Origin of the sequence: Streptomyces sp. NPDC091377 (assembly GCF_044757045.1) — a bacterium.
Lineage (GTDB): Bacteria > Actinomycetota > Actinomycetes > Streptomycetales > Streptomycetaceae > Streptomyces.
The window spans coordinates 51,848-64,314 of sequence record NZ_JBIVUE010000023.1 but is presented as its reverse complement, the minus strand read 5'-3'; the positions used below and the strand labels follow the sequence as shown (position 1 = coordinate 64,314).

12 protein-coding genes are annotated in these 12,467 nt (G+C 69.8%); 7 read left to right on the top strand and 5 right to left on the bottom strand.

What is annotated here, in order from left to right:
• Positions 1-53 precede the first annotated feature (53 nt).
• Complete coding sequence (locus ACIQNG_RS34030) at positions 54-347, top strand: hypothetical protein (protein WP_401490487.1); 294 nt, start codon at positions 54-56, stop codon at positions 345-347.
• A 679-nt stretch (positions 348-1,026) separates the two neighbouring features.
• Here the strand turns inward: ACIQNG_RS34030 and tgmC are convergent.
• Genes tgmC through tgmA form a run of 3 tightly spaced genes read right to left on the bottom strand, consistent with a single transcriptional unit; the run spans position 1,027 to position 3,415 of the window.
• Positions 1,027-2,196 carry an ATP-grasp peptide maturase system methyltransferase gene (gene tgmC, locus ACIQNG_RS34025; protein ID WP_401490485.1) on the bottom strand — a complete coding sequence of 390 codons (1,170 nt, stop codon included), beginning with the start codon at positions 2,194-2,196 and terminating at the stop codon, positions 1,027-1,029.
• Entirely contained in the window at positions 2,193-3,152 is a 960-nt protein-coding gene (tgmB, locus tag ACIQNG_RS34020) for an ATP-grasp ribosomal peptide maturase (RefSeq protein ID WP_401490483.1), read from the bottom strand. The genes tgmC and tgmB (ACIQNG_RS34020) overlap by 4 nt, the downstream gene beginning before the upstream one ends.
• Before the next feature lie 2 nt (positions 3,153-3,154).
• On the bottom strand, positions 3,155-3,415 hold the full coding sequence (gene tgmA / locus ACIQNG_RS34015) for a putative ATP-grasp-modified RiPP (protein WP_401490481.1): 261 nt from the start codon (positions 3,413-3,415) through the stop codon (positions 3,155-3,157).
• A gap of 111 nt (positions 3,416-3,526) precedes the next feature.
• On the opposite strand from tgmA, the gene ACIQNG_RS34010 reads away from it, so the two are divergent.
• Both ACIQNG_RS34010 and ACIQNG_RS34005 read left to right on the top strand, forming a co-directional pair.
• Positions 3,527-4,633, top strand: a complete 1,107-nt coding sequence (locus tag ACIQNG_RS34010) for an XRE family transcriptional regulator (protein ID WP_401490479.1) — start codon at positions 3,527-3,529, stop codon at positions 4,631-4,633.
• A gap of 21 nt (positions 4,634-4,654) precedes the next feature.
• Complete coding sequence (locus ACIQNG_RS34005; RefSeq protein WP_401490477.1) at positions 4,655-5,248, top strand: HD family hydrolase; 594 nt, start codon at positions 4,655-4,657, stop codon at positions 5,246-5,248.
• A gap of 490 nt (positions 5,249-5,738) precedes the next feature.
• Here ACIQNG_RS34005 and ACIQNG_RS34000 read toward each other — a convergent pair whose 3' ends face one another.
• A complete protein-coding gene (locus ACIQNG_RS34000) occupies positions 5,739-6,248 on the bottom strand; it encodes a hypothetical protein (RefSeq protein WP_401490475.1) in 510 nt (169 codons plus the stop codon).
• 169 nt (positions 6,249-6,417) lie between these two features.
• Between ACIQNG_RS34000 and ACIQNG_RS33995 the strand changes: the two genes are divergently transcribed.
• From ACIQNG_RS33995 to ACIQNG_RS33985, 3 genes are read left to right on the top strand one after another with little or no spacing between them, the layout of a single operon-like run.
• Entirely contained in the window at positions 6,418-6,753 is a 336-nt protein-coding gene (locus tag ACIQNG_RS33995; protein ID WP_401490474.1) for a hypothetical protein, read from the top strand.
• Positions 6,753-7,721, top strand: a complete 969-nt coding sequence (tgmB, locus tag ACIQNG_RS33990) for an ATP-grasp ribosomal peptide maturase (protein WP_401490472.1) — start codon at positions 6,753-6,755, stop codon at positions 7,719-7,721. Before ACIQNG_RS33995 ends, tgmB (ACIQNG_RS33990) begins: the two co-directional genes overlap by 1 nt.
• Positions 7,718-8,887: a protein-L-isoaspartate(D-aspartate) O-methyltransferase gene (locus ACIQNG_RS33985; RefSeq protein ID WP_401490470.1), complete on the top strand. Its 1,170-nt coding sequence runs from the start codon at positions 7,718-7,720 to the stop codon at positions 8,885-8,887. Before tgmB (ACIQNG_RS33990) ends, ACIQNG_RS33985 begins: the two co-directional genes overlap by 4 nt.
• Before the next feature lie 233 nt (positions 8,888-9,120).
• On the opposite strand, the gene ACIQNG_RS33980 is transcribed toward ACIQNG_RS33985, so the two are convergent.
• A complete protein-coding gene (locus ACIQNG_RS33980) occupies positions 9,121-10,554 on the bottom strand; it encodes an FAD-dependent oxidoreductase (RefSeq protein ID WP_401490468.1) in 1,434 nt (477 codons plus the stop codon).
• 348 nt (positions 10,555-10,902) lie between these two features.
• On the opposite strand from ACIQNG_RS33980, the gene ACIQNG_RS33975 reads away from it, so the two are divergent.
• Complete coding sequence (locus ACIQNG_RS33975; RefSeq protein WP_401490570.1) at positions 10,903-12,387, top strand: IMP dehydrogenase; 1,485 nt, start codon at positions 10,903-10,905, stop codon at positions 12,385-12,387.
• The last annotated feature ends 80 nt before the right edge of the window (positions 12,388-12,467 follow it).

Below are 12,467 nucleotides of genomic sequence, written 5' to 3'. Positions count from 1 at the left end.
ACACTTCTAGGTTGCCGGGGGACGGCGCCCGCACGGACAGGCAGGGAACCCGTATGGCCGGCCATCAGCAGACCATGTACATGGAGGGCGGACCGGTACAGGTACCCGCCACGATCCGCGGTGTGCGCGAGGCTCTGCCCGAAGGGCTGCGCGACGAGTTCATCGAGGACGTCGAGAACGCGTCGCCCGATCAACTCCGGTTCACTCTGGGCCGTTGGGCGATGAACATCCCTACGGAGAACGATGCGGCCGAAGAAGCCATCCTCAGCCGCATCCGGTCCGGTGACTTCTCCGACGTCACCTTCGCCGAAGACCTCGGTGACGACGAGTACCGGAGCGCCGGATGAGCTATCGCCTCGCCTGCAGCGACGTGGCGCGGGCGGGCCGTAACGCGCTTTCGGCTGCGGACCGCAAAGTGTTCGACGCCAAGAGCGCCGCCATTGCCCGGGACCCCCAAGGCTGCGTTTCCAGCGGGGCCGGGGCAGCCGGGACCGGCGGGACGCCCCGATCGGCAGAATCGCGATCGTCCGCTACGAGGTGAGCCCCAGCGTCGTCACCGTGACCGTTGTCCGCGTCTCCGGTTTCTGACTCCGTACCGGTCAAGGACCAGTGAACAGTCGATGTGAGCAGCGGCGCGCGGCCCGGGCCGTGGCCGGGCTGGCCCCGTCTTGCCCGCCGTGAGTACGACGGGGTCCGGGGGAGGCGTTCCACCTGACCGGCGGGGGCGTTCGGCGTGCTGCTCCTGTCGGTCCTCGCCACCTTGGCGGTAGACAGCGGCCCGTAGCGGAAGGTGTTGTCCGGGAATGCGGTGAAACCGCCCGTTTGATCGCGGTGAGGACGAGCGGCAGTTCGACTGCGGTCAGGTCGGGAGCGTCGGTGATGCGGCCACCTTTACGGCCGCCCTATGTTCTCGCCGCAGTGCCGCGCCCATTGGGGCAGCGATTCGTCGTTCCCATGCCGCCCGACCGCCGTGGAGGCTCCGGTCCGGCAGCGTGGTGCCTGCGGCTGCCGGCCATTCTGGCTCGTTCACAGGAGGTGATGCCGCCAGCGCAGAGAGGGGTGCTGGTCGAACCAGTAGGTGTGAGCTTCCTGGGTGACGCGGAGCCGCACGGTGGTGATGTCGGGGCTTCCCGCGTCCTGCCATGTGGTGAGGGCCTGTTCGATCGTGTCCCACAGCGGCAGCGGGCCGCCCTGCCGGACCGTCCATACGCCGTGGTCCTTGGTGAACGACGCGAACGACTCGCGGTCGGGGTCGAAGAGGTGAAGGAGCTGCCTGCCGTCCTGCGACGTGGCCCGGCTGAACTGCGCTCCGGGGGCGGCGAGCTGTGCGAGGAACGCGGGCATCCACTCCTCCAGCAGGAGCGGGGACAGTGTGGTTGCGCGCTCGCTGTCGGCGTAGGCGGTCCGGGCGGACAGGTCCCCGCCGAGGGGCACTTCGGCCTGGGACCGGGCCTGCATGAAGGATGACCGGCCGACGATCCTGCCCTCGGCGGTGCCGTCCTGCTCGACGGTGACTCTGGCGAGCCCGGTGCCGTACTGCCAGGACCCGCCGACCGTGGCCAGGACGATTCCGCCGGGGCGGGTCTGCCGGATCCAGGTGTAGGGGATGCGGCGTACCGCGCAGGTGGCGATGACCCGGTCGTACGGGGCCCGGCGGGGGTGGCCGAGGAGCCCGTCGCCGGTGACGGTCCAGGTGGAGAAGCCCGCCGTCTCCAGTGCGGCGTCCGCGCGGCGGGCCACGGCCGGGTCGACTTCGACGGTGGTGACGTTGTCCTCACCAAGGCGGTGGCACAGCAGGGCGGTGGAGTAGCCGGTCCCGGTCCCGATCTCCAGGACCCGGTCTCCGTCCTGCACGTCCAGCTGCTCGATCATGCCGACGACGGTGACCGGGGTCGTGGACGACGACGTGGGCGATCCCGTCACGGGGGTGCTGGTCTGGTCCGCTGTGAGGTGCCCGTCGAGCTGGGTGGCGAGGGACTCGTCGCGGTAGGCGATCCGCAGCCACTCCCCGGGGTCGGTCCCGACGGCAGTCACGGGACGCCACCGGCCGCCCTCCGCGGGCAGGAACACACCCGGATTCAGGAACAGCTCCCGGGGAACACTCTCCACGGCCGTCCGCCACTGGGGGCTGACCAGGACACCGGCCTGCGTGAGACGGTCGGCGAGCGCGCGACGCTCCAGAGACATGCCGGTCATGATGTGGCTCCTCGGGTCAGCAGATCAGCGAAGGCGACGGACATCGCAAGGCCAGTGGACTCCTGGAGCCAGCCCCACTGGCCGTTCGGGTTCAGCTCCAGCCACCACAGGCCGCCCTCCCGGTCGACGGCGAGATCGAAGCTTCCCGACACCAGCCCGAAGTGCCCCAGGTACGCCAGGAGCGCATTCTCCACCCGGGCGGGCAGTTCCACGGGGCGGTAGGACAGGACGGAGTAGTCCTGGCGCCAGTCCAGCATCCCGGACTCGATCCGTACGGCGAACACGCGCTGCCCGGCGACCAGGACACGGAGATCGGCCACTTTGTCCACGGCGGCCTGGTAGAGGTGCGGGGCGGCCCGTACGCTCTCGTCGATCTCGGGCGCGGTGACCGGTGTGGTCCATCCCGTCAGCGGGACACCGTCGCGCCGGTAGGGCGTCCACCGCAGCGTTTTGAAGATCACTCGCTGGTGGCTTTCGATGAAGTCCCGTGCCGCAGCGGGGTCGTTGGTGACCAGCGTGTCCGGCACGGTGAGCCCGAGCCTTTGGGCGGCGGCGAGCTGGACGGGCTTGTAGTCCGCGGCGGCGTTGCGCAGGGGGTGGTTGACCCACAGCGGACCGTCGAGGGCGTGGAGGATACCGCCGAGCCCGTAGCGGACCTGCGCCGCCGCGAAGCGGGCGTCGTCCGCGCCGAGGTGACCGAACGCGGGCCAGACCGGGCGGCGCCAGTACACGGAGCGGACCCCGTCCAGCGCAGCGGCCTTGGACGGGGTCCGTACCTGCCCGACGGGAGGGGCCGGGCAGGTACCGAACCGGGCGGAGACCGTCAGGTCCCGGCCGATGTCGGCGGGGTTGAACCGGACCACCGGCACGCCGCGCCGGTTCAGCTCGGTGATCACCATGTCGGCGGTGGCATCGTCGGTCTCGGTGACCACCAGCACCGGCCTGTTCCCGGACACGCTCAGTCCTGCTCATCGTCCTGGTCGTGTCCCTGGTCCGGCGCGGAGTCCAGGTTGGTCTTGGTGTTCGTCTCGGTGGCTTTCGCGGTGCCGTGCTTGCCCATCTCGATCACGCGCCCGTCCCGGTCGGTGTAGACACCGAGCTGGGTGTCGGCATCCAGGGTGACGGCCGTGTGGGGACAGGAGGTGACGGTCGGATACGGGGCGAGGTGGCGGACACCCCAGGGAGGTGGAGTCGTCTCGAACGCGGTGGTCATCGCCATGGGACTCCTTCTGCCGGCGGTTCCTGTCCTGAACCGAACCTACGGTCACCGTGGGTGGAGTAGAACTGACTGCGGGTACGGGTTCGCCGACCGGAGGCCACAGGGGGCGGCATGGCCGTGAGACGAGCCGCACAGGGGCGTGCGGCAGCGGGAGCGATCGCCGGGTACGTCCTGCGTATCGCCCGTGAGAGTGCGGACCGCACCCAGGTGGCCATGGCGGAAGCGCTGGGCGCTGATCTCACGACGTGGCAGGGCTGGGAGAGCGGGCGAAGGCCCCTGGCGAACATGAAGGCCGGTGCCCTGCTGGATCTGCGGCGCCGTCTCCTGGCGCTCGGATCAGACCCTCACGTCCTGCATCTGCTTGATCCGGCGATGGACGCGGACCGCATCATCGCCGCCACGGTCCGCCCCGAGGAGGGAGCCCCGCGACCGCACCCGCTCGCCGACTGGGTACACACCCGCGACACCGCCCACATGATCGCCTGGGCCCTGAACGGACGTGTCCCGCCCGGCCTCGCACGCAGGCCGGCAGCCGCACGCCGAGGCCCCGTCGCCAGAGCCCCCCTGCTGCCCGCAGCCGAACGAGGCGCCTTCTTCTCCCGCCTCCAGGACATGGCCGAGTCGGCCGCGCGAAAGGGGCAGGGCGGGCTGCTCCTGCACCGCCAGGCCCTCTACCTGTGTGCCTACGACCGCACACCTGAGGCCGCCGCATGGATGAGCCAAGCGCTGCACGACCGCCGCGACCTCGTGGCAGAGCGTGGCTGGACACCGCTGTGGCCGACCGCGCGCTCGACTGCCACCGCCCTCGCCCGGCTGGGCGACCGCCGGCCCCTGATGGACTTCATCGACAGGTCCATCGCCGGCCACGACGCTGCCGAGACCGCCAACCTGAACTACTGGGCCTACTGGCTCGGGTCGATCCGCGAACCCCAGCCGGACGACAGCTTCATGCGGCTCAGGGACGGCAACTGGGAGCCCTTACGCCTCCTGCACGGCCTCGCCGCGGGACTTCACCAGGCACCCGCCTACATCGACCTGTACATCCACACGCTCTGGGCCCTGCTGACCACCCACATGTGGCTGCCGCTCGCGGACCCCGCGCTGACGGACACCCTGCACACCCACACCGCCAGGCTCCTCGACCACGGGGGGATTTCCCCGCGATCACGGCGGGAACTCTCCACCGTGCACTACGTTCTAGGCGAGAACCGCACATGACCAACCGGAGGGCACAGACTCATGGCGGACACAGATCAGCCGGAGCACGCGAAAGGCACGACCGGCTTCCTGCTGGAGATGGGGATGCTCAAGCGTGCCAAGCGCACCGGGTGGTGGATCGCCGGGGTCAAGGACCCCGAGACCATCGCCGAACACAGCTTCAGAGTCGCCCTCATCGGTTCCGTCCTCGCCATGATGGAAGGCGCCGACCCTGCCAGGACCGCCCTCCTCGGACTCTGGCACGACACCCAGGAAACCCGCGTCGGTGACATCCCCCACATCGGCCGCCGCTACCTCACCGCCACAACCAACGAGGACGTCACCGCCGACCAGCTCTCCGCCGCACACCCCGCCGTACGCGCCGGCGCCCAGGAGATCGTGCACGAGTACGAGAACGGCGACTCCCTCGAAGTGATCTGCGCTCACGACGCCGACAAACTCGAATGCCTCCTCCAGGCCGTCGAGTACCGCGAACAGGGCTGCTCCAACGTCCAGCCCTGGATCGACAGCAGCCTCGCCAAGCTCAAGACCGCCGCAGCCCAGAACCTCGCCGAAGCCGCACTCGGCATGACCTCCATCGAGTGGCAGAAGACCTATCTGCGCGGCGGCAGCTGACTACAGGTGCCTGGAACCAGGCTGTCCGCCAGCCCTTCACGGTCCGGGCCACGTGCCCAGGGCCGGCTGACCTACCGCCAGTACGTCATAGGCCGCGGCGTGGTAGAGCAGGTGGGCCTTCCGTACCTGCCTGACGCACGTCCTGGCCCGCTGCCCCGAACTGGACACGGCCGCCGGGCACGTCCGGGACTTTGGCGAGACACTCAGCGGCCGTCTCGGTAGCACGTTCCTTGCCTGGGTCGACGCAGTCGATGGCAGCCGGTTGCCCGGGCGCACCGGCTTACCACTTCACCTGCTCCGGGGCCTCGACGCCGTGACGGGCGGGCTCACCCTGGACTGGAGTTCCGGCAGCATCGAGGGCGCCGTGAACCGCATCATTCTGTGGAATCAGCGATGTCAAGCCGTGTGCTTGCCCATCACGCCGAGGTAGTGGCGGTCTCGGTGAGGAACGTGGTTGTCCCGGCCCGGGAGACTGAAGACCGCGCAGACGTCAGAGGGCCCGGGCCCGGTCCGCCACCTCCTCCAGCACCCGCACCCCCTCCACAGCCCGGTCGAACGTCAACTGCGCCGCCGCGCCCTGGGCGTCGCGCAGCTCGCTGGCCCTCAGCGCGACGGACCGGACCCGGGCCCGCTGCAGACCGAGCTGCCCGTAGAGAACCCGCGCGGTGCGGGCGAGCGGCGGGGTGCGCGCGGTCGGCTCACCCATCGCACGGCTGCGGACCGTGGAACTCCCGTCCGCGTAGCCGACCGTCAGCTTCAGCCGCCCCGCGACCAGACCGCCCGTCCGCAGCCGCCAGGCCACCCTCTCGGCGACCCGCAACGCCCGCTGATGCCGGAACGGGCTGAGCTCGTCCCGGGGAAAGGCGTACTGCTCCGTGCTCGATGACCTCACCGGCTGGCACAACATGTTGAAGGCGACGGCCTGGTCCAGGTCAAGGACGCTGTCCTTGGTGGGGCCGGGACAGCCGTCGGGGCGGAAACGAACGGGTGAACCGAGCAAACACGTGAGGGCACAACTGCCTCCTGTGGAGACCGGATCACGGGCCGTGTATGGCCGTTGGCTCATTCTCACTCAATCTGCCGGTGGGAGTCTCGTCGGTATGTTTCTCTCCTGCCTTGTGGTGGGGAGAACGAGCACTTCCTGTTCTATGGAGAAGAGGGGAGAAGCCATGCCGATCACGGTTGAGGGCCGCCGTCGCGCAGGTGTCGCGCTCGATGCGCCGGAGTCGCGGCTGCCACTGAGTCCCGACGGCGCCCAGGCGATGCCGGAGCTGTCCGTCGGCGACGGGCCGTCACCGTTCGCGTTCCGTTTCCTCGTACCGGTCGCAGCTACCGGTGGCATCTTCCCGGGCGATATCGTCTACGACAAGGACACGCAGACGGGAACGTACGAGGGTCTGCCACCGGGCGTCTACATGACCAAGAATCCGCCGAAGACCTACGGACCGACGCAGCCGACGGGCGAGCTGGACGCGCCGGACGATCCCGGGCCCAGCGACGACTGATGCCCGAGGCCGGACAGATCCTCGTCCTCGCGGGTCGCTTCGACCCGACGTGCGACCTGGTGGTCTACGAGCTGAACCGCCGTGGCGTGCCTGTCTTCCGGGCGGACATGGCCGACTTCCCGCTCAAGCTCACCCTCGCCGCGTCCCTCCACGGGGACCGCTGGAACGGCACCCTGGCCGGCGACCGCCGCACGCTCGACCTCGCCTCGGTCCGCTCCGTCTACTACCGCCGTCCCATCCGGCCGAGACTTCCCGAAGGCATGTCCGCCGCAGCGCGCAAGGTCGCCGAGACCGAGGCCCGTCTCGGATTCGGCGGCCTGCTGACCGCTCTCCCGTGCCGCTGGCTCCCGCCGCCGGGGAAGGCGGCCGACGCCGAGTACAAGCCGCTCCAACTGCGCGTCGCCGCGCAAGCAGGGCTCAGCGTTCCGCAGACGCTCATCACGAATGATCCCGGCGTGGCCCGCGACTTCGCTGACACGGTCGGCGGCCCCCTCGTCTACAAGCCGTTCTTCCCCGTCAGGGGAACCGTCGACGGGCAGAGCGCCGCCGTGTACGCGAGCATCGTCCAACCCGGTGACCTGCCCCACCCGGACATCGCGACCACCGCCCACCTCTTCCAGGAATGGGTGCCCAAAGCACACGAGGTCCGGCTGACCGCCGTCGGTACCACGCTCTTCGCGGCCGAGATCCACGCCGGCTCCGAAGCGGGGCACATCGACTGGCGCAGCGACTACGACAGCCACCGCTACCAGGTCTGCGAGCCGCCCGCCGAGGTGACGGCCGGCGTCCTGCGGATGCTCGGTGTTCTGGGACTGCCTTACGGGGCCTTCGACTTCGTGGTGACCCCGGAGGGCGACTGGCGGTTCCTGGAAGTGAACCCGAGCGGCCAGTACGGATTCATCGAACAGGCGACCGGACTGCCGATCACCGCCGCGATCTGCGACTACCTGGAAGGCACCGGCCCGTGACACGCCCCGAAGAACAGCGCCTCCTCGACGCCCGGATCTCCCTCACACAGCAGATCGACCGCAGCGGCGTGGTGCTCTCCTCGCGCCTCGCCGGCGCCTTTCTCAACGTCCCACGCCACCTGTTCGTCCCCGTCTTCTACCGGCGCGAGGGCGACCGCTTCATCCCGTGGCGGCGCACCGACGGTGACGCGGACGCCTGGCTCGCAGCCGTCTACACCGACGACTCCCTCATCACCGAGGTCGACGACATCCACGCCGAGGACGCACCCGGCGGGGGAGTGGCCGGTGTGCCCACCTCGTCCTCGACAGCGCCGGGGCTCATGGCGGACATGCTCGACGCCCTCGATGTCCACGAGCAGCACGAGGTCCTCGAAGCCGGGACCGGCACAGGCTACAACGCCGCTGTCCTCAGCATCCTCGCCGGGGACAGGCACGTCACCACCGTCGACCGGACCGGAAACCTCACCAGCAAGGCAGGCCCGCGGCTGAACTCCGCCGGTTTCGACCCGCTCGTCCTGCACGGCGACGCCGCCCGCGACCTTCCTGCCGGCACGGTGTACGACCGGATCATCGCCACCGCCTCCGTACGCCGCATCCCACCCGCCTGGCTCACCCGTCTGCGCACCGGCGGCATCATGGTCGTACCCATCAAGGGCACCCTCGCGGGCGGGATGGTCGCCCGACTCACCAAACTCCCCGACGGCACTGCGGCAGGCCACATCCTGCACACGCCTGCCGCGTTCATGCCGCTCAGGGACGGCACACCGCCATCCGGAGAGGTACCCGACGCCGTGACCGGCCCCTCCAGAGACACCTGCCTGTCGGGCCGCTCGCTCGACGACTGGACGTTCTCCTTCTTCGCCCAGCTCCACCTGCCCCCCGGCCTCATCCGCACCTACGCGAGGACCGCCGACGCACTGCACGTCACAACCCTCTACGACCCCGCCGACGGCTCAGCAGCCCAGATCGCCGACCTGCCCGAGGGGCCACCGAGGGTGACCGTCGACGGACCGCGCGACCTGTGGGAACCCGTCGAAACCGCCCACCGCCTGTGGCAGGTCCTCAACCGCCCGCGCCGCGAGTGGTTCACCATCGAAGCCACCACGAACCAGCAGACCGTCAGCTACACCACCCCCGACGGGCGCACCCAGCGCTGGACCTTGTAGCTGCTGTCCTCAGGATCGAGGCTGCAGCGCTCTGTCCCATGGCAGCGCAAGAGTCCTCCGCCTGTCCTGCGCTGGTTGAGCGGATGCGGGGGTGAGGAGCGCGGCGCTGGTCCCCGCCGCTCCGGTCATATGGTCTCGGCGTCGCACATCGTCCTCCGGGTCGGCCGGGTCAGCTCCGGGGCCCACACTCCAATTGTTCGTACATGAGTTGCTTTCGGCAGTACGGATGTCGATCAGGTGTCATCCTCCGCAGGCGACGGGATCCGACGCGAGGGCGATGTGATCGACTCCCACTGTGCTCGGTCGGGGCCGTCGAATCCGCCGGTGAAGCGAGGGTGTGCGGAGATCCATTGGCCGATGCGGTCCCGTACGCCCGGCTGTTGGAGTACCTGGTCGGGGTAGATCATGAGGTGGCGTACCCGGGCCCGCGCGCGCATCACGACCGGGTCGTCCCAGGCGGACGCTTCTATCGCCGCGGCCTCGGGCGGAGGCAGCACTGTGTCGCCGGCCGCGCCTGCCCGCAGGCGCTCCGCGTAGGCGCGGTCCGAGGTGACCTGGTGCTCGTACCAGGGCCGCAGCTCCCGCAGAGTCCACTGGTGGTGCCGGGCGGCGAGCGCCGAAGGGTCGTCCGGGTGCCGGCCGGTGAGGCGGGCGGTCTGCTGGGCGGTGCGCAGGGCGAGAGCTGCGCCCTGGCCGAGGGTGGGGTTGGTGTGGACGAGGGCGTCGCCGGCGTTGATGATGCCGGTCGCCACGGGCCCGGAGCCGTCGGCGAGGGGGGTCCAGCTGTTGGTGAGGCCGCCCATGGCCAGCACGGGGGAGAGAGGCTCGGGGTGTCCGGTGAGCCAGGCGTTCATGGAGGGGAAGGCTCGGGCGGCGGCCTCGAAAACGCTCGGGTCGAGGAGGGCGGTGCGGGTGGGGTCGGTGGAGGACAGGACGAAGGAGAGGGCGAAAGTGGCGCTGTCGGAGGGGAAGACCTGGCCGATCCCGAACGAGGCGGTCGACCCCGCTTTCACCCGGGCGGTGGGGGCGTGGCCGGGCCTGCCGCGGTACCAGCGGCAGTAGTAGCTGACGCCGGTCGGGTGGGACTCGGCTGCCGGCGACCGGCAGCCGGCGTCGGCCAGCCAGTGCGGTACCCGGGTGCGCCGTCCTGAGCAGTCGATGACGAGGTCCGCGGTGCGGTGAGTGCGGCGGGTGCGCACGCCGGTGACGCGGGGGGTGCCGTGCGCGGGGGTGATGGTCAGTCCGGTCACCGGCTGCCCGGTCATCAGGGCTGCGGGGTGATCCCGTTCGAGTGCGCGGCGCAGGGCGATTTCGAGGAGGAGACGGCGGGTCTGCACGGTGACCAGTTGCTCGTCGCCGGGCTGGTGCGGGGGGTGGTGGTCGAACCAGTCGAACTCGTGGCGCTCGCGGGCGCCGAGTTTGAGCATGGCGGCGTAGACGTCCGGGGCCTCGGCGAGCAGCACGTTCCGGACAGGGGCGAGGAGGCCGTGCGGCTGGACGGCGTGGGGGACGCGGGGGCGGCGCCAGGGCAGGAAGTCGTCGTCGGGGTGCGGGCTGAGCGCGTGGCCGTCCTGTTCGAGGACGGTGACCTGGTGGCCTCGGCGGGAGAGGAAGAGGGCGGTGGCCAGGCCGCTGACGCTGCCTCCGATGACGATGGTGCGGGTCATGTCGAGTCTCCTGGCCGGGCGGGTACGGGCACGCGTATTTTCGGCCAGAATGCCTTGCGCGGAGGGTATTTCGGGGATCTCGGGCGGCCGGCCGGGTGCGCCCGGTGCGGTATCCTCCCGTATGGCGTAATGCAATTTAGCGCCTGTGCAGCACCGTGGACTGCGGGATGCCGTCTTCGTCGCGGTTCCTCATTTCCCGGCTGTACCGGCCCCACATCCTGTGCGCGCGCCCATGATTCTTTCTGGGTGGATTCCTTCTTTTGCCGTGCGCGGTGGTCGGCCGATGGATGCTGTGCCCGTCAGAGCCTGCCGCCGGAGTGCGTTGGCAGGTTCCTCCTTGGAGATCACGTGCAAATTCTCGAAGAGACCTCCCGTACGCTCAACGAATTCCTTCTCCTGCCCGGCCTGACCACCAGGGAATGCACGCCGCAGAACGTGGATCTGACGACGTCGCTGGTGCGGCACCGGGTGGGGGAGACGTCTGCGGTGCGGGTCGCGACGCCGCTGGTGTCCGCGATCATGCAGGCGGTGTCGTCGCCGGGGCTGGCGGTCGCCCTGGCGGAGATGGGCGGCCTGTCCTTCATCCACCAGAACCAGTCGGTCGCCTCCCAGGCGGAGGAGGTGCGGCAGGTCAAGGCGCACAGGGCCGGGTTCCGCACCAGCGAGGTCGCCGTCAAGCCCACGGCCACGCTCGGCGAGGTGGCGCTGCTGCTGGCCGAGGCGGATCAGGGCCTGGCCGTGGTCACCGACGACGGCGACCCGGCCGGAGCGTTTCTCGGCGTCATCGGCGTGGAGGACTTCCACACCCGGCGTCACGGCGCGGACCAGGCGGTCACCACCCGGATGCGCCGGCGGGAGGCGCTGCGGACCGCGCCGCCGTCGATCACGCTGTCGGAGGCCAACGAGGTGATCTGGGACGAGCGGCTGGACGTGCTGCCCGTCGTCGACGGCGACCGGCTCGTCTCGCTCGTGCTCAAGGCGGACTACCAGGCGCACAAGACGTTCCAGCACGCGTCGATCGACGCCCAGAAGCGGTTCCGGGTGGGTGCGGGGATCAATTCCCGGGATTTCGAGGAGCGGGTTCCGGCGCTGGTCGAAGCAGGCGCCGATCTTCTGTGTCTGGATTCCTCGGACGGCTATTCCGAGTATCAGGCCGAGACGATCGCGTTCATTCGTCAGAAGTACGGGGACACGGTTTTCGTCGGCGCGGGGAATGTCGTCGAGGGCCGTGCGTTCCGGTATCTTGCGGAGGCCGGAGCCGATTTCGTGAAGGTCGGCATCGGCGGGGGGTCGATTTGCATCACCCGCGATCAGAAGGGCATCGGCCGGGGTCAGGCGTCCGCGCTGATCGACGTGGTCCGGGAACGGGACGCATATGCGGCCGAGACGGGAATCTATGTTCCCGTCTGCTGTGACGGCGGTCTGCTGAGCGACTCCCATGTGGCGATCGCGCTGGCGATCGGCGCCGACTTCATCATGCTGGGACGCTACTTCGCGCGTTTCGACGAGTCGCCCTCCCGCAAGGTCCAGGTGGAGGGCCAGTACTTCAAGGAGTACTGGGGCGAGGGGTCACGCCGCGCGCAGAACGCCGCGCGGTACGGGCAGTCGGATGCGATCGCCTTCGAGGAGGGCGTCGACGGCTATGTGCCGTACGCGGGCAGTCTCTACGACCAGGTGGCGCTGACCCGGGCGAAGCTGACCTCCACGATGATCAGCTGCGGGGCGAGGACGCTGCGCGGCTTCCACGAGGACGCGAAGCTGGTCCTGGTGTCCGAGCGGAGTTACGAGCAGAACAGCGCCGAGGTGCGGCTGAGGGTGCCCGCTGGCGAGTAGCCCCAGCCCTATTGGTTGTGATGTTGCGGCCCCGCACCCCTGGTCGGTTCGCCGGCCCGGGGGTGCGGGGCCTTCGTGGT